Source organism: Streptomyces chiangmaiensis, from assembly GCF_036281785.1.
GTDB lineage: Bacteria > Actinomycetota > Actinomycetes > Streptomycetales > Streptomycetaceae > Streptomyces > Streptomyces chiangmaiensis.
In genome coordinates this window covers 31,425-51,439 of sequence record NZ_JAYWVC010000001.1, presented here as the reverse complement: position 1 = coordinate 51,439, position 20,015 = coordinate 31,425, and the positions used below count along the sequence as shown (strand labels likewise).

The 20,015-nt window shown below is 71.9% G+C and carries 16 protein-coding genes; 8 read left to right on the top strand and 8 right to left on the bottom strand.

Going from position 1 to position 20,015, the window contains the following annotated elements; genetic code table 11:
- Nucleotides 1–232 precede the first annotated feature (232 nt).
- Genes VXC91_RS00240 through VXC91_RS00230 form a run of 3 tightly spaced genes read left to right on the top strand, consistent with a single transcriptional unit; the run spans nt 233 to nt 5,105 of the window.
- Nucleotides 233–1,258, top strand: coding sequence for an AAA family ATPase (locus VXC91_RS00240; RefSeq protein ID WP_329504169.1), 1,026 nt, complete (start codon nt 233–235; stop codon nt 1,256–1,258).
- Nucleotides 1,258–2,616, top strand: a complete 1,359-nt coding sequence (locus VXC91_RS00235; RefSeq protein WP_329504167.1) for a DUF58 domain-containing protein — start codon at nt 1,258–1,260, stop codon at nt 2,614–2,616. The genes VXC91_RS00240 and VXC91_RS00235 overlap by 1 nt, the downstream gene beginning before the upstream one ends.
- Complete coding sequence (locus VXC91_RS00230; protein ID WP_329504165.1) at nt 2,613–5,105, top strand: DUF3488 and transglutaminase-like domain-containing protein; 2,493 nt, start codon at nt 2,613–2,615, stop codon at nt 5,103–5,105. Before VXC91_RS00235 ends, VXC91_RS00230 begins: the two co-directional genes overlap by 4 nt.
- 330 nt (nt 5,106–5,435) lie before the next feature.
- On the opposite strand, the gene VXC91_RS00225 is transcribed toward VXC91_RS00230, so the two are convergent.
- The 3 genes from VXC91_RS00225 to VXC91_RS00215 form a co-directional block, all read right to left on the bottom strand.
- Nucleotides 5,436–5,819: a DUF3040 domain-containing protein gene (locus VXC91_RS00225; protein WP_329504163.1), complete on the bottom strand. Its 384-nt coding sequence runs from the start codon at nt 5,817–5,819 to the stop codon at nt 5,436–5,438.
- A gap of 326 nt (nt 5,820–6,145) precedes the next feature.
- Nucleotides 6,146–6,916, bottom strand: a complete 771-nt coding sequence (locus tag VXC91_RS00220) for a methyltransferase (protein WP_329504161.1) — start codon at nt 6,914–6,916, stop codon at nt 6,146–6,148.
- A 222-nt stretch (nt 6,917–7,138) separates the two neighbouring features.
- Nucleotides 7,139–7,678, bottom strand: a complete 540-nt coding sequence (locus tag VXC91_RS00215; RefSeq protein WP_329504159.1) for an SAV_6107 family HEPN domain-containing protein — start codon at nt 7,676–7,678, stop codon at nt 7,139–7,141.
- A 186-nt stretch (nt 7,679–7,864) separates the two neighbouring features.
- On the opposite strand from VXC91_RS00215, the gene VXC91_RS00210 reads away from it, so the two are divergent.
- From VXC91_RS00210 to VXC91_RS00195, 4 genes are all read left to right on the top strand, one after another.
- Nucleotides 7,865–8,728 (top strand): ATP-binding cassette domain-containing protein, encoded by an 864-nt coding sequence (locus VXC91_RS00210; protein ID WP_329504158.1) that lies wholly within the window; start codon nt 7,865–7,867, stop codon nt 8,726–8,728.
- Nucleotides 8,700–10,784, top strand: a complete 2,085-nt coding sequence (locus VXC91_RS00205; RefSeq protein WP_329504156.1) for a YhgE/Pip domain-containing protein — start codon at nt 8,700–8,702, stop codon at nt 10,782–10,784. The genes VXC91_RS00210 and VXC91_RS00205 overlap by 29 nt, the downstream gene beginning before the upstream one ends.
- A gap of 56 nt (nt 10,785–10,840) precedes the next feature.
- The gene (locus tag VXC91_RS00200; RefSeq protein WP_329504154.1) at nt 10,841–11,473 is read left to right on the top strand and encodes a TetR/AcrR family transcriptional regulator; all 633 of its coding nucleotides are present in this window, start codon (nt 10,841–10,843) and stop codon (nt 11,471–11,473) included.
- Nucleotides 11,474–11,930: 457 nt separating this feature from the next.
- The gene (locus VXC91_RS00195; RefSeq protein WP_329504152.1) at nt 11,931–13,427 is read left to right on the top strand and encodes a phytoene desaturase family protein; all 1,497 of its coding nucleotides are present in this window, start codon (nt 11,931–11,933) and stop codon (nt 13,425–13,427) included.
- 22 nt (nt 13,428–13,449) lie between these two features.
- On the opposite strand, the gene VXC91_RS00190 is transcribed toward VXC91_RS00195, so the two are convergent.
- The 5 genes from VXC91_RS00190 to VXC91_RS00170 form a co-directional block, all read right to left on the bottom strand.
- Nucleotides 13,450–14,373: an SCO2102 family sporulation regulator gene (locus VXC91_RS00190; protein ID WP_329504150.1), complete on the bottom strand. Its 924-nt coding sequence runs from the start codon at nt 14,371–14,373 to the stop codon at nt 13,450–13,452.
- Nucleotides 14,374–14,429: 56 nt separating this feature from the next.
- Entirely contained in the window at nt 14,430–15,353 is a 924-nt protein-coding gene (gene metF / locus VXC91_RS00185) for a methylenetetrahydrofolate reductase [NAD(P)H] (RefSeq protein WP_329504148.1), read from the bottom strand.
- Nucleotides 15,354–15,453: 100 nt separating this feature from the next.
- Entirely contained in the window at nt 15,454–16,104 is a 651-nt protein-coding gene (thiE, locus tag VXC91_RS00180) for a thiamine phosphate synthase (protein WP_329504146.1), read from the bottom strand.
- A gap of 110 nt (nt 16,105–16,214) precedes the next feature.
- Nucleotides 16,215–16,580 carry an Rv2175c family DNA-binding protein gene (locus VXC91_RS00175; RefSeq protein WP_265566483.1) on the bottom strand — a complete coding sequence of 122 codons (366 nt, stop codon included), beginning with the start codon at nt 16,578–16,580 and terminating at the stop codon, nt 16,215–16,217.
- Nucleotides 16,581–16,715: 135 nt separating this feature from the next.
- Nucleotides 16,716–17,879: an NAD(P)/FAD-dependent oxidoreductase gene (locus VXC91_RS00170; RefSeq protein WP_329504325.1), complete on the bottom strand. Its 1,164-nt coding sequence runs from the start codon at nt 17,877–17,879 to the stop codon at nt 16,716–16,718.
- 463 nt (nt 17,880–18,342) lie between these two features.
- Here VXC91_RS00170 and VXC91_RS00165 point away from each other — a divergent pair, with 463 nt between their 5' ends.
- Nucleotides 18,343–19,485, top strand: a complete 1,143-nt coding sequence (locus VXC91_RS00165) for a PP2C family protein-serine/threonine phosphatase (protein ID WP_329504145.1) — start codon at nt 18,343–18,345, stop codon at nt 19,483–19,485.
- Nucleotides 19,486–20,015: the final 530 nt, after the last annotated feature.

Here is a 20,015-nt window from a genome sequence, read left to right as displayed (position 1 = left end):
TCCCGAACGTCCATTCGGTCGAAAACCCTCGGCTTCGGTGGGCCAAAAAGGCCGTAAGGCCGACATATCGAGGCCAGTTATCCACAGGCGAGTGACACGAACCGGTAACGGCAACAAGAATGCGGGGGTGGCGTCACGCGGAACCTTTCGCGCGTGGTGTCCGTGTTTCGGGGTGGGCCGGTCCGCATCGCAGAGCGTCGGCCCGGAGCAATAACGGGCCGAGGAGGGCCGGGTGACGACCTATGACGATCGAGCGAGCCTTACTGATCTGACCGCCACTGTGGAGCGTGTCCGCAGTTCGGTGGAAGGAGTGATCGAGGGCAAGCCAGAGGTCGTACGGCTTTCGCTGACTGTGCTGCTCGCCGAGGGCCATCTTCTGATCGAGGATGTTCCGGGCGTAGGAAAGACCATGCTCGCGAAGGCGCTCGCGCGCTCCATCGACTGCTCGGTGCGGCGGATCCAGTTCACGCCCGACCTGCTGCCCTCGGACATCACGGGCGTGTCCATCTGGGACCAGCAGCGCCGGGACTTCGAGTTCAAGCCGGGCGCGATCTTCGCCCAGATCGTGATCGGGGACGAGATCAACCGCGCCTCGCCCAAGACCCAGTCCGCGCTCCTGGAGTCGATGGAGGAACGCCAGGTCACCATCGACGGCAAGACGTACGAACTGCCCAGCCCCTTCATGGTGGTCGCCACCCAGAACCCGGTGGAGATGGAGGGCACCTACCCACTGCCCGAGGCCCAGCGCGACCGCTTCATGGCCCGTGTCTCCATCGGCTACCCGAGCGCGGACGCCGAGCTGCAGATGCTCGACATCCACGGCGGGGTGAATCCGCTGGACGACCTCCAGCCGGTGGCGCACGCCCACGACATCGTGAAACTGGTGGAGGCGGTCCGGGGCGTCCACGTCGCGGAGGCGGTCCGCCGCTACGCGGTGGACCTGGTCGCCGCCACGCGTACGCACCCCGATCTCAGACTCGGCGCCTCGCCGCGCGCCACCCTGCACCTGCTGCGCGCGGCGAAGGCGTCCGCCGCCCTCAGCGGCCGGGAGTACGCACTGCCCGACGACGTGCAGGCGCTCGCCGTGACGGTCCTGGCCCACCGTCTGCTGCCCACGGCGCAGGCCCAGCTCAACCGCCGTTCCGCCGCGCAGGTCGTCGAGGAGATCCTGCAGCGCACCCCGGTACCCGCGGCGCCCCAGCAGTCCGGCCTGACCATGGGCCGCGGCTACGACCAGCAGCAGCCCCGGAGGCTGTGATGACGCACGGGGGGACGGCGCGCGCCGCCGAGGAGGACAGGGGCGGGCTGCGCACCACGCTCGCGGGACTCACCACGCGCGGGCGCTCCTTCCTCGCCGCCGGTGTCGCCGCCGCGGTCTGTGCGTACGTGCTCGGCCAGAGCGATCTGCTCCGGGTGGGCCTTCTGCTGGCGGTGCTGCCCCTGGTGTGCGCATCGGTGCTCCACCGCACCCGTTACCGGGTCGCGGGCAGCCGCCGGCTCTCCCCCGCACGCGTGCCCGCGGGATCCGAGGCCCGGGTCCGGCTGCGGATGGAGAACGTCTCGCGGCTGCCCACCGGGCTGCTGATGCTCCAGGACCGGGTGCCGTACGTGCTCGGGCCGCGCCCGCGTTTCGTCCTTGACCGGGTGGAGGCGGGAGGCAGGCGCGAGGTGTCGTACCGCGTACGGTCGGACCTGCGCGGGCGCTACCCGCTGGGCCCGCTCCAGCTGCGTCTGAGCGACCCCTTCGGAATGTGCGAACTGACCCGTTCCTTCTCGACCTACGACACCTTGACGGTGATCCCGCGCGTGGAGCCGCTGCCACCGGTACGGCTCACAGGTGAGGCCAAGGGCTACGGCGACGGCCGGCAGCGCTCACTGGCGCTGGCGGGCGAGGACGACGTGATCCCGCGCGGTTACCGACACGGCGACGACCTTCGCCGGGTCCACTGGCGCTCCACCGCGCGCTACGGGGAGTTGATGGTGCGCCGCGAGGAGCAGCCGCAGCGGGCCCGGTGCACGGTCCTGCTGGACACCCGGGGCATCGCCTTCCAGGGTTCGGGCCCCGACTCGGCCTTCGAGTGGGCAGTGGCGGGCGCGGCGTCCACGTTGGTGCACATGCTCGAACGGGGCTTTTCGGTCCGGCTGTTGACCGACACGGGCAGTTCGGTGCCCGGTGAGGGCTCGGACGGGTTCGCGGGCGCGAGCCAGGAGTCGGCGGACGCGGCCGGGCTGATGATGGACACGCTCGCCGTGATCGACCATTCGGACGGCGCGGGCCTGTCGCGCGCCTACGATCTGCTGCGCGGCGGGAACGAGGGGCTGCTGGTGGCCTTCTTCGGCGATCTCGACGAGGAGCAGGCGACGGTGGCGGCCAAGATGAGCAGGCGCAGCGGCGGGGCGCTCGCCTTCGTGCTGGACAGTTCCGTCTGGGGGCGCGAACCGGACGATGTGCCGAGCGCGTTGGACCGGAGCGAGGATCGGCTGCGACTGCTGCGCGAGGCGGGCTGGACCGCGCTCACGGTGCCGAGAGGCGTCCCGCTGGCGGACCTGTGGCGCGAGGCGGACCGGCGGTGCACGGGCATGGGCGCCGTGAGCGGTGCGGAGGGACGGTCATGAGCGGGCGGGCCCGGCTGGCGCTGTGTGCCGCGGCGGCGGCACTGATGGCCTCCTGCGCCCTGCTGCCGCTCGTGTCCCCGGCGACCTGGATCTTCCAGGTGGCGTTCCTCGTGGCGGTGCAGACCGGTGTGGGCGCGCTGACCCGGCGGGTCCCGCTGGCGCGTCCGCTGACCATCGCCTGCCAGGTGGTGGTCGGTCTGTTGCTGCTCACGCTGTTCTTCGCCCGCGACCAGTCCTTCGCCGGGTTCATCCCCGGCCCCGACGCCTTCCGCCGCTTCGGGGTGTTGCTGCAGTCGGGCGTGGACGACGTCGGACGGTACGCGATCCCGGCGCCGCTGACCCCGGGGATCCGGCTGATGATCGTCGGCGGGGTCCTGCTGATCGGGCTGCTCGTCGACACGCTGGCGGTGACTTTCCGCTCGGCGGCCCCGGCCGGACTGCCGTTGCTCGCGCTGTACTCGGTGGCCGCCGGACTCTCCGACGGCGGCGCCGACTGGCTGTGGTTCCTCGTGGCCGCGGGCGGCTATCTGATGCTGCTGCTGGCCGAGGGCCGCGACCGGCTCTCCCAGTGGGGCCGGGTCTTCAGCGCAGCTCCCACCCCGGGCCGGGACTCCGGAGGCGCCGTCGCGCCCGCCCGCACCGGCCGCCGCATCGGTGTGGTCGCGCTGGGCGTCGCCCTGGTGGCGCCGCTCGCCCTGCCCTCGCTCTCCGGCGGGCTGCTGGGCCGCGCCAGCACAGGCGTCGGCGCGGGCATCGGCAACGGCAACACCATCTCCGCGGTCAACCCGCTGGTGTCGCTGCGGGACAGCCTGAACGTGGACCAGGACCGCGAGGTCATGCTGTACCAGACCAACACGGAAGACACCCAGGACCTGTATCTGCGGATCGTCGCCCTGGACGATTTCGACGGCACGACCTGGAAGCCCGCCCAGCGCCACATCACGGGCGTGCCGGACGCGTTCCCCACGCCCACCGGCCTCGCGGGCGGCGTCCGGCGGACCGAGATCGAGACGCGGATCTCGGCGGCGGACTGGTACGCCCAGGACTGGCTGCCGATGCCCTACCCGGCGACCAGCGTGAAGATCAAGGGCAGCTGGCGCTACGAACCGGTGGGGCGGACGCTCGTGGGCGACCACGGACAGAACACGCGCGGTCTGCAATACGACGTCAAGAGCCTGATCGTGCAGCCGACGGCCGAGCAGCTGGCCACCGCGCCGGAGCCGCCCGCGGCACTGGAACGCGAGTTCACCAAGGTGCCGTCGTCCCTGCCGCCGGTGGTGGCTCAGACGGCCCGCAAGGTGACGGAGGGATCGTCGAACCACTACGCGGAAGCGGTCAAGCTCCAGGACTACTTCGCGCTCGACGGCGGTTTCACCTACGACACCCAAGTGCAGGTCGGCAGCGGGCGGAACGCGATCGCACGATTCCTGAAGGACAAGCGCGGCTTCTGCGTGCACTTCTCCTTCGCGATGGCCACGATGGCCCGGACCCTGGGCATACCGGCGCGCGTCGCGGTGGGCTTCACTCCGGGCTCCTCGAAGCCGGACGGTTCAATGTCGGTGGGACTGCGGGACGCGCACGCGTGGCCGGAACTGTACTTCGAGGGCGTGGGCTGGACCCGCTTCGAGCCCACCCCGACCCGCGGGTCGGCACCCTCGTACGCACAGTCGGACGCCCCGACCGGGCAGGAGTCGGTGGCGCCCCGCCCGTCCCTGTCGTCGTCCACGGCTCCCTCCACCGCGCCGTCGGCGAGCGAGAGCTGCTCGGCACTGGACCGCAAGCTGGCGGCCTGTCCGAGCCAGTCGTCGAGCGCGGTGGCGTCCTCCGGGGACGACGGGCCGCCGTGGTACCGAATCCTGGCGTGGACGCTGCTGGGCCTGGTCCTGCTCATGGTGCCGCTGACGCCGATGCTGTGGCGGCTGCGGAGCCGGGCGGTGCGGCTGGCTTCCGCCCGGCACGCGTCGTCCGCCGGGCCGCCGGCCCCCGTACGCGGCGAGGCCGGTGGGCGTTACGGGGACGGGCTCGGGATGACCGTTCTGCCGGGCGAGGAGCCCGCGAGCCGGACAACCGAGGTGGCCGTGGGCCACACGCTGGCCGTGTGGCGCGAGCTCACGGATACCGCCTGGGACTACGGCATCCCGCCGGACGATGCACTGACCCCGCGCAAGACCGCCGAGCGGATCGTGCGGCTCGGTCGACTGGACCCGCAGGCGGCCGAGGCCGTGCACCGGGTGGCCGGTGCCGTGGAGCAGGTGCTCTTCGCCCCCAAGCCGCATGCCCAGCCCGGTCTGGTCGACGATGCGCGCACGCTGCGGAAGGCGTTGCGGTCCACGGTGAACCGGCGGATGCGGGTGCGTGCGGTCGTCGCACCGCGCTCGGCCAGGCGTGCGGTGTGGGCCGCGGCCGACCGCTGGGCGGATCTCAGGGCCCGCTGGGCGGCACGCTGGGCGGCCCTGACGCGGCGCCCGTCGGGACAGCAGAGCGACTGACGTACGGGCCCGCCCCCGCTCCGGGTGGGCGGGCCCGTGGAAGGCCCGGGAAGGCCTTGGAAGGCGCGCACAGCCCGTCCGGACCCCGGACAGCCGACTGTGGTCGTGCGGGGACATCTGCGAGGGGCTGACGCCCGTCGGCTCTCTGGACGGCGGGCCCTGTGGCTCGCCGCGCCCGGACCGGCCCGCTCACCGCATCCTCGCGCGGTTCTTCGGCCGTGCGCTCACCGTCGCAACCGGGCCCGGTTGCGACGGGGCATGCCTCAAGGGGGCGGCCACCTGATCGGTGGTCGCCCCCTTGTGCGTGAGTCTTCGGCCGTTGGCCGAGGGTCAGTGGCCCTGCTCGTCCCGGCGCCGCTGCCAGCGCTGTTCGATGCGGTCCATCATGGAACGTCGCTGCCTGGCCTGCCTGCGGGCACCCGGCGCCCCCTGCTCACCCGGCTTGGGAACCTTGCGCCAACCGGTCACGACGAGCACCGCGCAGCCCAGCATGACGAGAAAGCCCACCACGCTGATCCAGATCTGCTTCGCGACCATACCGGCCATGAGGAGCGCGATACCCACCAGGAAGCCCACGGCCGCCTGGTAGACCCGTCGCCGGGTGTACGTACGCAGCCCGCTTCCCTCAAGCGCTGTCGCGAACTTGGGATCTTCGGCGTACAGCGCTCGCTCCATCTGCTCGAGCATTCGCTGCTCGTGCTCCGAGAGCGGCACGGAGTCCTCCTCATCGTGCAGTCGCCGGGGCGACCGGGGGTCCCCTTCAGGATAGGCAGGGAATCGCCCCCTTGAAACCCGCCCCTCTACGCCAATTGGCCAACCGAGAATCCGCCATGGCCGTCCCGGCTCGCTGAGGCTTCCATTCCCCAGCGGCCGACCCGTCATGCCGGGTGGTCTCCCTCGATCATACGGCGCGGACCGCTCGATCGGGGGGCCTGTGGCGTACTCCATCTGCCGCCGAGCCGCTGATCAGCGGGGCGCTGTCATTTTGAAGTCCGTTCGCCTCCGGGGCGCTCGCACCGGTGTCGGGAGCCCGTCCGCACTCAGGCCCCGGCCGCTCCTCGGGGCTCACCGAGGACATGCAGTTGCGTGGCGACGGAGTGGAAGGCGCAGGTCTCGGCGGCCGCGGCCTCCAGCTTGAGCAGCGCCTCCAGTGCCCCGGGTTCGGTGTCCACCAGCACCCCGGGCACGAGGTCCGCGAAGACCCGGACCCCATGGACGGCGCCCACACGCAGCCCGGCATCCTCGACGAGCGCCGTGAGCTGCTCGGCGGTGAAGCGGTGCGGCACGGGGTCGCTCTCGCCCCAGCGGCCGTTCGGGTCCTCCAGCGCCTGCTTTGCCTCCTTGAAGTGCCCGGCGAGCGCCCGCGCGAGGACGGCGCCGCCGAGCCCGGCGGCGAGGAGGCTGAGGACGCCGTCGGTGCGCAGTGCGGCGACCACGTTGCGGACGCCTTCGGCGGGGTCGTCCACGTACTCCAGGACGCCGTGGCACAGCACCGCGTCATAGCCGCCGCGCTCGACCACGTCGAAGAGACCGTGGGCGTCTCCCTGGACGCCCTGCACCCGGTCGGCGACACCGGCCTCGGCGGCCCTGCGCTCCAGCGCGAACAGGGCGTTCGGGCTCGGGTCGACGACGGTGACGCGGTGGCCGAGGCGGGCGACGGGCACCGCGAAGTGACCGCTGCCGCCACCGGTGTCGAGGACATCCAGCACGTCCCGCCCCGTGGCCTTGACGCGGCGGTCCAGGGCGTCCTGGAGGACATCCCAGACGACGGCGGTACGGAGAGAGGCGCGGGGGCGCAGCGGGTCCGACACGGCAGTTGACTCCTCGGCGTGGCACCGCCTCGTGCAAGGCGGAGCGATCGGACGGCCCTCCCACCTCGGTACCAGGTCGAAAGGCTGCAGGCGCCTCCACCCTATTGCCTCGGGCGCTGCCACCGGCGGCCTGTCCACCCGCCGAACAGCGCGCCGTCTCCACCGGTGCCCGGCGCAGCTCCGCACCGGCCGCCCACCGGGACTCCCGCCACGGCGGGCGGCTCAGCCGGCGTCCGGCATCTCCCGCTCCTCCTCCCGCCGCGGTTGCGGCAGCACCGGCTGGAGCACCAGCATCCGCTCGACCAGGCGCAGGAACATCGCCACGTCGCGGATCAGGTCGTCCGCGTCACGGGTACTGGCGGCGCCCTGTATGCCGGCTTCGGCGCGAGCGCGGCGGGCGGCGCCGGACGCGAACAGCGCGCTCCACTCGGTGAGTTCGGGCGCGAGCTCGGGGAGCACTTCCCAGGCGCTCCTGATCTTGGCGCGGCGTCGCGCCGTGGGCTCCGGGCGCCCGCGCGCGGCGAGCACCGCGGCTGCCGTGCGCAGCGCCGCCAGATGGGCCGCCGCGTACCGCTCGTTGGGTGTGTCGAGGACCGCCGCCTCGTCGAGTCCTGCGCGGGCCTGGGCGAGCAGGTCGAGGGCGGCGGGCGGGGCCGTGGCCCGGCGCAGCACGGGGTGCACGTCGCTCGCCGGGCCGGTCAGTGAGGGGGCAGGGCCGGTGCCGCGGCGCCGGCGTGCGGCGGCTGCGTGGTGACTGGCCATGACGAACCTCCTGTCGTCTGTGTGACGGCACTGTGGCCGTATGCGTCCATCGTGAGGTACGGCACTGACAATCCCTTTTGACCTGGGCTTTTGCTTCGCTCAGAAGTTCGGGGTAGTTTTTGTACTGACCAGTCAGTTCAAGGCGGGCCGTCACAACGGGGCGGCCCGCCGGGGGGAAGAGAGGGCATGGAGACACAGGGGCGGGAGACGGTTCCCGGCGTGGCCGTCGGTGCCGCGGACTTCGGGCTGAAGGGTCCGCGCGGCTGGGTGTTCCGGGGCGTCGGCTTCGACGCGGCACCCGGCTCACTCATCGCGATCGCCGGACCCTCCGGCTCCGGCCGGACCTCGCTGCTGCTCGCCCTCACCGGGCGCATGAGGCCGGGCGAGGGGCGGGTGACGGTCGGCGAGCACCGGCTGCCGAGGGACATGTCCGCGGTCCGCCGGATCAGCGCCCTCGCGCACGTGCCCGGCGTCACCGACCTCGACCCGGCACTGACCGTCGGCGAGCACCTGCGCGAACGGGCCCTGCTGGAATGCCGTTTCGGCGACTCCCTGCGTGCACTGCTGCGCCCGCGCGCCGATCGGGCGGCCCGGGCGACGCGGCGGATCGACGCCGCCCTCGCCGCCGCGGGTCTCGACCTGGAGCCACTGCCGAAGCGCTCCCGGACGGCCGTACGCGACCTGGAACGCATCGAGGCGCTGCGGTTGTCCGTGGCCCTGGCCCTGATCGGCCGTCCGCGCCTGCTGGCCGTGGACGACACCGACCTGAAGCTCTCGGCCCTCGAACGGGACGCGGTCTGGGACCTGTTGAGGTCGCTCGCCGCGGCGGGGACGACGGTGGTCGCCGTCTGCGCCGAGGCCCCGAAGGGAGCGGTCGTGGTGTCGACCGCTCCCGATGACGGCGGACGGCGCGGCGAGGAGAGCGGCTCGGACGCCGTGCCCGACGAGCGGGACACGCACAAGGAGTCCGCCCCCGACGAGCCGTCCGGGGACGGCGATGACCACGACAAGGAGACGGCGGATGCGCTCGCCGAGACTGGCCGCGCTTGAGCTCAGGCGGTTCGGCAGGGGAAGGCTGCCCCGCGCGGCACTGGTCGCGCTCCTGCTGCTGCCGCTGCTGTACGGCGCCCTGTATCTGTGGTCGTTCTGGGACCCGTACGGGCGGCTCGACCGTATCCCCGTGGCGCTCGTCAACAGCGACGACGGGGCGAGTGTGGCCGGCCGGCGGGTCACCGTGGGGGACGACCTCGTCAAGGGGCTGCGGCGGAGCGACACCTTCGAGTGGCACGAGGTGAGCGCCGCCGAGGCCCGGCGGGGCGTCGAGGACGGCACGTACTACCTGTCGCTGACCATGCCCGACGACTTCAGCGCGCGGGTTGCCTCCAGCTCCGGGGACTCCCCGAAGACGGGGGCGCTCCAGGTGCGCACGAACGACGCGAACAACTACATCGTCGGGCAGATCTCCAAGACGGTGTTCAACGAGGTGCGGGCGGCCGCGTCCACGAAGGCGTCCCGGTCGTTCCTCGACAGGATCTTCATCTCGTTCTCGGACATCCACGGGGCGACGGTGAAGGCCGCGGAGGGAGCCGACCGGCTCACGAGCGGGATCGGCAAGGCGGAGAAGGGCTCCAAAGACCTCGCCGATGGGCTGAAGGAGGCCAAGCGGGGCAGCGGCAATCTGTCGAGCGGCCTGAAGAAGCTCCACAAGGGCGCGGGCGACCTCCAGGACGGCGCGCAGCAGGTCGCGGAAGGGACCCAGCAGCTCGCCGACCGAGTCGACGACGCGGCCGACCAGGTGCGGCCCTTCCTGAAGAAGAACGGGCGGCAGATCGCCGACACCGCGACTCTGGTGGCCGATTCGGCGGGCGTGATCAGCGACCACCTCGAGACGTTCGTCACGACGGCGCCGATAGCGCGGAGCGGCACCCACAAGGCCTCGCAGACGCTGGACGCGGTCTACGCCACGCGCTGTGTGGAGCAGCCCCTGCCCGACCTCGCCTGTGGTGACCTCAAGAAGGCGAAGGACGCCGCGGCCCAGACGGCACGGCTCGCCGAGGACGTCAACAGCGTGGTGCAGGACTACCACGGCGACATGACCGCCCTGCAGAAGGACCTCACGACCCTCCAGCGGCAGGCCCGGGCGCTCGCCGAAGCGGCGCCGCACCTGTCCGACGACCTCGACGACGCGGTCGCCGAGATCAACGCCCTCAACAAGGGTGCCGCCGCGGTCGCCAAGGGGGCCGGCACCCTGCACACCGGCCTCGGCACCGCCGCCACGGGGGTGGTCGGCCTGGACGCGGGCGTCGGCGAGCTCAAGACCGGCGCGATCGACCTCAACGGAGGCATGTACAAGCTCGGTGACGGCTCCGGCAAGCTCGCCGGCGGGCTGCACGACGGCGCGGGGAAGATCCCCGACTACGGCAGGCAGGACCGCGACCTGCGCACCCAGGTCATGTCCGACCCGGTGCGGCTCGTCTCGGAGGACCTGCACAAGGCCCCTAACTACGGCACCGGCTTCGCCCCGTACTTCATCCCGCTGTCCCTGTGGGTGGGCGCGATGGTGGCGTACATGCTGATCCCGCCGCTGAACCGGCGCGCGCTGGCGGCAGGCGCCCCGGCCTGGCGGATCGCACTGGCGGGCTGGCTGCCGGTGGCCGCCGTGGGTGTGCTGCAGACGGCCGCGCTGATGGCGGTGCTGCACTGGGCGATCGGCCTGCGGATGGCGCGCGCGGCCGGGACGATCGGGTTCCTGTTCCTGATGGCGGCCTGCTTCGCGGCACTCGTGCAGTGGCTGAACGCACGCTTCGGGGCGGCGGGCCGGATTCTGGTGCTCGCCCTGCTGATGCTCCAGTTGACGTCCGCGGGCGGCACGTACCCCGTGCAGACCAGTCCCGGCTTCTTCAACGCGATCCACCCCTTCCTGCCCATGAGTTACGTCGTCGAGGCGCTCAGAAGGCTCATCACGGGCGGGGGGCTCGGAGCCGTGTGGCAGGCGTGCGCTGTCCTGGTGGCGTTCACCGCGGGCGCCCTGACGCTCACCACCCTGTCGGCCCGCCGTCGGCAGATGTGGACCCTCGACCGGCTGCATCCGGAGCTGAACCTGTGACAAGCACGACCGGGCCCGTGTCCTCGGATGCCGCGGGTCCTGTGAGAATCAACGCCATGGAACGCAGCACCACCGCAACGGGAGGCGGCTCGAGCCGCCGCGAGGCGACCCGGCAGAAGCTCTACGAGGCGGCCGTCACCCTCATCGCGGAGCAGGGGTTCTCCGCCACCACCGTGGACGAGATCGCCGAACGTGCCGGTGTCGCCAAGGGCACGGTCTACTACAACTTCGCGAGCAAGTCCGTCCTCTTCGAGGAGTTGCTGCGGCACGGCGTGGGACTGCTCACCGCGTCCCTGCGCGAGGCGGCCGAGCAGACGGACCTGGCCGGCGGCACGAAAGTGGACGCCCTGGACGCGATGATCCGCGCGGGGCTCGGCTTCATCGCCCGCTACCCGGCCTTCACACAGCTGTATGTGGCCGAGCTGTGGCGCACCAACCGGGCCTGGCAGTCCACGCTCATGGTGGTGCGGCAGCAGGTCGTCGCGGTCATAGAGGACGTGCTGCGTGCGGGCGTGGCGAACGGCGAGTTCAGCGACGAGATCGACGTCCCGCTGACGGCGGCCGCGCTGGTCGGCATGGTCCTGGTGGCGGCCCTGGACTGGCAGTCCTTCCAGCCGGAGCGCTCCCTGGACGACGTCCACGCGGCGCTGTCGCGGCTGCTCCAGGGCCGTGTGAGCGGCAGCCGTTAGGACACCCGACGCACGGAAGTGCCGGTCCGGACGGCCGCGTCCCCCGCCTGCCGCCTCGAACCGGCGCTCCGTCGTGCTCCCCGTCGGACCCTCGTTCGGTCAGTCCCCCGGGTCCCCCGTGCCTCGCTTCCGCCGAACCGGGCCGGCGGAAGGAGCGGCAAGGGTGGGCACCGTTCCGCCGCCCCGTGTCGGCGGTACCGGAGCCGCGTCCCTCTCCGTGTCTCCACTCTCTCGTTCGCGCAGGTCGGACCCCATCCGTGCGCGTACTCAACTCGTCGGCCAGGTACGGATACTCAGACCTGGGCACTCACCCCCAGCACGCGCCGGCGCCCGCTGGTGACGATCGCGTCCGCGCCGCTACTCCCCCACCGGGGCTCAGACCGATGCACGGCCCGGCGAGCCTGCTGGTCACAGGCCCGTGGCCGGACTGTCGGGGGTGGCCGATAAGGTCACCGACATGGCACGGATTGCGGTGATCGGCGCCGGGACGGGCGCGATGGGGGCCGCTGCCCGGCTGGCCGTCGCGGGCCACCGGGTGGTGGTGTACGAGCGCACGGAGACGTACGGCGGCGCGGTGCGCCGTTTCACGCGCGAAGGCTTCTGCTTCGACACCGGCCCGGGCCTGTTGCCGCTGCCCGCGGTCTATCGCGATCTGTTCGTCAAGACCGGCAAGGAGCCGTTGGAGGCCTGCGTCGAGCTGGTCCAGGTGGATCCCGCGTCCCGGCACGTCTTCGCTGACGGCACGGAGGTCTCGCTGCCGAACGCCTCACGCGCGGGGACCGTGTCGGCGCTGGACGCGGCGCTCGGCGCGGGCGCGGGCAAGCGCTGGGGCGACTTCCTGGTGCGGGCCCGCGAGGCGTGGGACCGCACCCGCCGGCCGCTCCTGGAGGAGCCGCTGTGGCCCGACCGGGCGATGCTCGCCGAGCGCGAGCCCTATCCGGCGGTGCCGCACAGGAAGCTCCTGCGCACCCGGCGGGCCGGCACGCTCGCCGAGATCGGCGACTGGGAGCTGCGCGACGCGCGGCTGGCGGCCCTTCTGGAGAGCCATGCCCTCGCCCACGGCCTGGATCCCCGGACCGCTCCGGCGAGCGCGGCCGTGCTGCCGTACATGGAGCATGCCTTCGGCACCTGGTATGTGCGCGGAGGCATGCGGGAGTTGGCGCGTGCCCTGTACGAGCGGTGCGTGGCTCGGAAGGTGGAGTTCGTCTTCGGTGCCGAGGTCACCGGGATCGTCGAGAAGGACGGCCGGGCGGCGGGAGTGGAGCTGGCGGGCCGGTCCGTCGTGGAGGCGGACCATGTGGTGGCCGGAGTGGCGCCTGCCGTCCTCGACCGTCTCCTGCCCGGCACGGCAGCCGCGCGGGACGCGGGCGACGTCGCACCGCAGCGGGGCATGCCCAGCCGGCTGACGGTACTGCTGGCGCTGCGCGGCGGGCGTCCCGAGGGCGCCGTGCACCGGACGGTGGTCCACACCCCCGACCGCGAGGGCGAGCTGGAGGGGATCTTCGGCGAGCCCACCGGGCATCCCGCCGATCCGACGGTGACGGTGCTGAGCCCGGACGACCCCACGCTGGTGCCCGACACCGGGCACGAGGCGGTCACACTGACGGTCACGGTGCCCTCCGGCCAGACCGTGTCGGAGCCCGACGTGGACCGGATACTCGAAGCCGCCGCGCGCGCGGTACCGGATCTCCGTGACCGGCTTCTGTGGCACGAGGTGCGCACGGCCGCCGACGTCGCCGAGGACACCGGTGTGCCCGACGGCGCGGTCCCGGCACCTGCCCTGGCCGCGGCCGGGGGCCGTCTGCTGCAGCCGTCCAACACCACCCGCGTACCGGGCCTGTTCACGGTCGGCGGCTGGTCCCATCCCGGCGGCGGCCTCCCCCATGCCGGGATGTCGGGCGCCCTGGTCGCCGGACTGATCGTGGAGGGACCCGGCTTCCGGGGTTCGCAGTGAGGGGGCCGGTGGGCGCGGCCGCTCAGTAGCGGTACTGCTCGTCGTAGCCGTGCGGCTGGGTGGTGCCGTTGCCCTGCTGGTACGGGTACTGCTGCTCCGGCGGCAGCTCACCGCCGTATGCGTCCTCGGTGGTGCGCTGCTGAGGAACCCAGACGCCGCCGGGCGGGGTCTCGCCGTAGGTGCCCGTGGCGTACTGATCCTGGCCGTACTGCTGGCCGTACTCCTGCTGGCCGTACTGCTGCTGCCCGCCATAGGACGGGTCGTACGCGCCGGCGTAGGTCTGCGTGCCGTACGGGTCGGAATAGGCGGCGTACTGCTGCTGACCGTTGTCGTAGCCGTACTGCTGCTGGCCGTACGCGGAGTGACCGTCGTACGCGTAGGCCTGCTGGTCCTGGGGTTGGCCGGCGCCGGCGTAGGGCGCGTCGGCCGCGGCGGCGTACGCCTCGTGGCTGTAGACGCCGTAGGAACCGGTGTCCTCGGGCATCGGCTGCGGCTCGTACACAGCGGTCCCCTCGGCAGGGGTTTCCGCGGGCTGCTGCCGGCCGAAGACGTTCTCACGGTCCTCGTCGTACCCGTCGTCCCGGCGGTACGTTCCGGCAGCCGTCGACTCGAGTTCGGAGTCCTCCGCCTCCTCCTCGTAGGCAGGTTCGCCCCGGCGTCGCTTGCTGCCTCCCTCGTCGTCCTCGCGCGGGCGGTGGCCGACCGCCCAGCCGGCCGCGAAGCCGCGGCGGAACGACAGTGTGACGTAGGTCTGCCCGATCGCGAACGCGGCTGCTCCGAGACCGATGACCACCACGGAGGGGATCAGCACGCCGAAGACGACACCGAGGAAGCCGACGAAGGCGAGCAGTCGCCAGCGCAGGCGCGCCTTGTACTGCAGCAGCACCTCGCCTAGCAGCCACAACGCGACGATGCCGAACGCAATATAGAGGACCGTCCAGCCCATGTACGCCCCTCTCCCAGTGGCCGCTACGCAGTGTGTCGTATGCGGGTGCGGCGGGTCTAGGCCTGCTGTGGATGGTGCAGACCCAGATTTTCGTAGATTTCCAGCGTCGCCGTGGAGTTGTTGAGTGTAATGAAGTGCAGTCCGGGGACTCCCTCGGCCAGCAGCCTCGCGCAGAACCCTGTGGCGAACTCGATGCCGACCGAGCGTACAGCCGCGGGATCGTCCTTCGCTGTGAGGATCCGCTCTTTCAGTCCTGCGGGGATGGCGGCATTGCTCAGCTGCGGCAGCCGCTCCAGCATCCGCACGCTGGTGATGGGCATGACCTCGGGGATGACCGGGGTCGCGCAACCCGCCTGCGCGACCCGGTCGCGCAGGCGCAGATACGACTCCGGCTGGAAGAACATCTGTGTGATCGCGTAGTCGGCGCCGGCCCGGCACTTGGCGACGAAGTGGGCGACGTCCGTGTCCCAGTCCAGGGAGCGTGGATGCATCTCGGGGAAGGCGGCGACACCTACGCAGAAGTCCCCCGACTCCTTGATGAGGTGGACGAGTTCGGCCGCGTAGGTCAGGCCGCTGGGGTGCGCCACCCACTCGCCCATGGGGTCGCCGGGCGGGTCGCCGCGGACGGCGAGCATGTTGCGGATCCCGGCGTCCGCGTACTGGCCGATGATGTTGCGCAGCTCCGCGACGGAGTGGTTGACCGCAGTGAGGTGGGCGACCGGGGTGAGCGTCGTGTCGGAGACGATCTGCTCGGTCTCCTTGACCGTGCCCGCGCGGGTGGAACCGCCGGCCCCGTACGTGACGGAGACGAAGTCCGGGGCGACCGCCTCCACCCTCCTCAGCGCACTCCAGAGGTTTCGTTCGCCCTTGGGGGTCTTCGGCGCCGAGAACTCGAATGAGCACGTCGTCTTGCCGGTGGCGAGGATGTCGCGCACCGTCCGCGCGCGATCAGTCCTCGTGGACGGGGTTCCAAGGGCCATAGTCGCAGGTTAGCCAGGGGGCGGCGGTCCCCCAACAGAATGCTGGAAATTTGCCCGGATTGTCGACTTGTTGTCCACCCATCGGACAGAACCGGGTGCGCTAGGCCGTACGCAGCCGCTTCGCGAACTCCGACGCCGCCGCGCCCGGGTCGTCCGCCTCCGTGAGGGCGCGGACGACGACCACCCGGCGGGCACCCGCCTCCAGGACCTCGTCGAGGTTGCCCAGGTCGATGCCGCCGATGGCGAACCAGGGGCGGTCGGTTCCGAGGGCGGCCGTGTGGCGGACCAGGCCGAGGCCGGGGGCGGGACGACCAGGCTTGGTGGGAGTCGGCCAGCAGGGCCCGGTGCAGAAGTAGTCCACGCCCTCCTGGACGGCGGCGGCCTCCGCCTCCGCCTCGGTGTGTGTGGAGCGGCCTATGAGGACGGCGTCGCCGAGGACGGCACGGGCCGCAGGTACGGGGAGGTCCCCCTGGCCGAGGTGCAGGGCGTCGGACGCGGCGGCGTGGGCGACGTCCGCGCGGTCGTTCACCGCCAGCAGCTTGCCGTGACGGGAACAGGCGTCGGCGAAGACCTGGAGGTGCTCCAGCTCCTCCGCGGCCTCCATGCCCTTGTCGCGCAGCTGCACGATGTCGACGCCGCCGGCGAGGACCTCGTCGAGGAACTCGACGAGGTCGCCCTGCCGCTTGCGGGCGTCGGTGCACAGGTAGACGCGGGCGTCGGCGAGCCGGGCGGTGCGGCCTGAGTCGGACACGGTGGGTCCCCCCGTGGTCGGTGGCGTACGGGCCGAGGCGGGCGCGATGGCCCTGGGGCCGTGGCCCGGGGACCGCGGCCCGTACGCCGGACGGTTGTTCTCGGATCGGGTCAGACGGCGAGCGCCTGCGCGCGGCGCTTCACCTCCGTGCCGCGATTCTCGCTGAGAGCCTGCGCGGGGGTGCCGGGCAGGGTCGGGTCCGGGGTGAAGAGCCACTCGATCATCTCTTCCACCGTGAAGCCGTCGTCCCGCAGGAGCGTCAGGGTGCCGGAGAGGCCCTTGACGACCTTGTCCCCGTCGATGAAGGCGGCGGGGACGTGCAGTGCCCGGTTCTCACCTCGGCGTACGGCGATGAGCTGGCCCTCCTTGACCAGCTGCCGTACCCGGGTCACCTCGACGCCGAGCGCTTCGGCGATGTCGGGGAGGGTGAGCCAGGCAGGGACGAGAGCATCGATCTTTGCGTCAATCTCGGTCACGGGATCAAGCGTGCCATCCCGGACCGACAGTCGGAAGCGGGGCGCCTCCGGAAGGGGCACGGTTGCCTCCAGCGGTGGACACGCCACCTGCCATCGGGGCTGTCACCAGGGGCTTCGCGTGAACCGCGGGCGCGATCACGCCGTCGCCTCCTTCAAGGGGCGCGACGGGTCGGACAGGAGGTCGGGGTCCATGGGAGTGCCCGCCTCGATCAGACGGCGGCCCTGGGCGAGGTCCCGGGGGCGGCCCACCGCCAGGAGGCCGACCAGCCGTCCCGCGCGCAGCCAGCAGACCGCCCAGGCCGCGCCCTCGGGGTCACCGCGCCACACCGTCGTGTCGGCGGCCGCGTGGTGGCCCACGTACTGGACGAAGCGGCCGAACTGCTCCGACCAGAAGTACGGCACCGGGTCGTACGCCACCGGTGTCTCCCCGATGATGTTCGCGGCCACCGTGCGCGGGCCCTGGAGGGCGTTGTCCCAGTGATGGACCAGCAGGCGCTCCTCGTAGCGCCCCGACGGGAAGGACGCGCAGTCCCCCACCGCGTACACATCCGGCAGCGAGGTGCGCAGATGGTCGTCGGCCAGCACCTCGGCCTGGGCTCCGAGGGCGATGCCCGACCCGGCGAGCCACCGCGTCGCCGGACGCGCCCCGATGCCCACGACCACCGCGCCGGCGGGCACCCGCGAACCGTCGTCGAGCACCACGGCCCCCGGCTCGATGCGCTCCACGCGCGCGTGGGTGCGCAGCTCGGCTCCGCTGTCCGCGTACCACGCCGTCATCGGCGCGGCCACGTCCGCGGGCAGCGCCCCGGCGAGCGGCCGGTCGGCGGCCTCCACCACGGTGACCGCGCAGCCCGCCTCGCGCGCGGCGGTGGCGAACTCGGCGCCGATCCAGCCGGCGCCCACGACCACGACGTCGTGCTGTTCGGCGAGGACCGGGCGCAGCCGCTCGGCGTCGTCCAGCGTGCGCAGCAGATGCACCCCGGGCACGCCCTCCGCGCCGGGCAGCCGGATCGGCTCGGCGCCGGTCGCGACGACCAGGACGTCGTACGGGACCGGCCCCTCGGCGGTGTCCAGCTCATGGTCGTCGGGACGTACGCCGAGCACATCGCAGCCCAGTCGCAATTCGATGTCCAGGGCCTCGAAGTCGACGTCGAAGGCGGAGCCCTCGGCCTTTCCGAGCAGCACGGCTTTGGACAACGGCGGCCTGTCGTACGGCGGGTGGGGCTCCGCGCCGATCAGCGTCACCCGGCCTCTGAAGCCCTGTTCCCGCAGGGCGACCGCGGTCTGCACCCCGGCCATGCCCGCGCCCACGACGACGACGCGCCGTGCCGAATCGCCCCGTGCCTGCGTCTGCTCCACCTGATCACCATAGTCTCGTGAGGGCTATCGCTTACCCGCAATGGTGTTACGCCATACCCGTGTGACCAGCGTCGTATTGCTCGTCGTCCGTCGTTACCTGTCGTCGCCGGCCACCCTCGGACGGCCCATAGACGGCCCCGCTCGGGGCGCACTGAGCGAGTGCCGGCTTGTCGCTTGTCACTTGTGGGCCCGCAGGCCAGAGCCACTTCGCGGCCTTCCCACGCACGCTCGCGACAAGCGCAAGCGGCAAGCGGCTACGACGCCTGGGCAGTGCCCGCCGCCTCGATCCCCGACGCCATAGACTGGCTCTGCACCAGCTACCTCGGCCTGCCGACGACTGCACATACGAGAGACATACCGGCGCCCGGACAGTGGGTAGCGGTGGCCCCGAGGAGCGTGGCACGTGCCAACACGCACCAGTGATGTCAGCTCGAGAGCGCCACGGGCCGCCCGTGCCGCCGCCCTGACGACCGCCGTCTTGCTGTATGCCCTCGCGGTCGGCCTGGAAGTCGGCACGGGCGCGTACGTGCCCATGTTCCTGTTGGCGATCCCCCTCGTCGTCGCCCTGGCCTTCGGCCCGGCGATGATCATTGGCTCAGCCGTGGTGGCCTTCGCCACCCGCTGGGCCTTCCTGCCGCTTGCCCACGAGCGCATCGACACCACGGCCGGAGCCGCCGCGACGATCCTCGCCGTCGCGGCCGTCGCTTGCTTCGTGGTCTACCGCCGCGATCGCGAGACCGCCCGGCTGCGCGAGGTCACCTCCGTCGCCGAAACCGCACAACGCGCGGTGCTGCGCCCGCCGCCTGCCACCGTCGGGCCGTTCCGCATCGCCGCCAGCTACCGCGCCGCCGCCCAGTACGCCCGCATCGGAGGCGACTTGTACGCCGTTGCCGACACCGACCACGGCGTACGCGCCCTCATCGGCGACGTCCGCGGCAAAGGACTCGACGCCGTGGCCACCGCCTCCGCCGTCCTCGGCTCCTTCCACGAGGCCGCCTACGACCGCCCCAACCTCGACGGCCTCGCCCACCGGCTCGAGACCAGCCTCCACCGCCACCTCGACGACGTCGAGGCCTTCGTCACCGCGTTCCTGGTCGAGATCCACCCCGACGGACGCACGCACGCACTGTCGTGCGGACACCCGGCGCCGCTCATCCTGAACGGCGACACCGTGCTCGAACTCCCCGTACCGCCGGGACTGCCGCTCGGCCTGCGCAACCCGCCGCCCGACCCCGACGCCCCGCGCACCAGTGCTGCCACCGCCGACACCCGTCTCCAGCCCGGCGATAGCCTCTTGATGTACACCGATGGACTCACCGAGGCCCGCGACGTGGCCGGCGACTTCTACCCCCTCCCCTGCCGCCTCACCCACTATCTGCGCACCCACCCTGGACCCGTCGACCCCGGCCCCCTCCTCAACTGGGTTCAGCAGGACGCGTACGACTACGCCGACGGTTGCACGCACGACGACGCGGCACTGCTCGCACTCACGTGGACGCCCGCGGCACAGCACACAGCGGAGCCCACCCACCCCTCCACTCACTGACGTTCCAAAGGGTGGTCAGTCTTCCGGGGCCGTGTTCCCTGGCGCGCACCTCGTCGCCCGTTCGTCCTTCGCTCACATCCGCGAGACCGAACCCCGTCTATCGCGCGGGCAGCAGGGGCGTTGAATTTCCCGAAGCAGGGACATACGCATCACGAGTTGATCTTGGTCCGCGCCCGTCCAGCACTGTCCACCACGGGGCATGCATGCCTGCTCAGAGGGCCTGCAGGACTTCGACGGACACCGGCGGACCGCCCTGGATTGAGCGGCGATTGAGACCGCGACCCCTTCGTCCCGAACGGGATCAGACCCCCTGTGACCTTGGGTCGAGGCCACCTGACCAGCTCATTCGTCTCCGGAGCAGTCCACCACCGTCCGGGAGCGTCTTGGTGCGGCTGCCTCGCTCGGCCTCGTGTTTGGCCCCCTATCCCTGCATGCTTCGCGATGTGCACAACTGCCCAAGCACCAAGTCCCCTACCTCTGTTGCGCAGTACGCCCGACAGCCAAGGGGGCTGAGCGAAATCCAGGGGAAA

What these genes read in the sequence shown, in the direction of transcription:
- VXC91_RS00235 (WP_329504167.1), top strand. Translation starts at nt 1,258, where the DNA reads ATGACGCACGGGGGGACGGCGCGCGCCGCCGAGGAGGACAGGGGCGGG.
- VXC91_RS00215 (WP_329504159.1), bottom strand. Translation starts at nt 7,678, where the DNA reads ATGGCCAGTCACCACGCAGCCGCCGCACGCCGGCGCCGCGGCACCGGC.
- VXC91_RS00230 (WP_329504165.1), top strand. Translation starts at nt 2,613, where the DNA reads ATGAGCGGGCGGGCCCGGCTGGCGCTGTGTGCCGCGGCGGCGGCACTG.
- VXC91_RS00170 (WP_329504325.1), bottom strand. Translation starts at nt 17,879, where the DNA reads ATGGCCGGGGTGCAGACCGCGGTCGCCCTGCGGGAACAGGGCTTCAGA.
- VXC91_RS00210 (WP_329504158.1), top strand. Translation starts at nt 7,865, where the DNA reads ATGGAGACACAGGGGCGGGAGACGGTTCCCGGCGTGGCCGTCGGTGCC.
- VXC91_RS00190 (WP_329504150.1), bottom strand. Translation starts at nt 14,373, where the DNA reads ATGGGCTGGACGGTCCTCTATATTGCGTTCGGCATCGTCGCGTTGTGG.
- VXC91_RS00195 (WP_329504152.1), top strand. Translation starts at nt 11,931, where the DNA reads ATGGCACGGATTGCGGTGATCGGCGCCGGGACGGGCGCGATGGGGGCC.
- metF (WP_329504148.1), bottom strand. Translation starts at nt 15,353, where the DNA reads ATGGCCCTTGGAACCCCGTCCACGAGGACTGATCGCGCGCGGACGGTG.
- VXC91_RS00200 (WP_329504154.1), top strand. Translation starts at nt 10,841, where the DNA reads ATGGAACGCAGCACCACCGCAACGGGAGGCGGCTCGAGCCGCCGCGAG.
- VXC91_RS00205 (WP_329504156.1), top strand. Translation starts at nt 8,700, where the DNA reads ATGCGCTCGCCGAGACTGGCCGCGCTTGAGCTCAGGCGGTTCGGCAGG.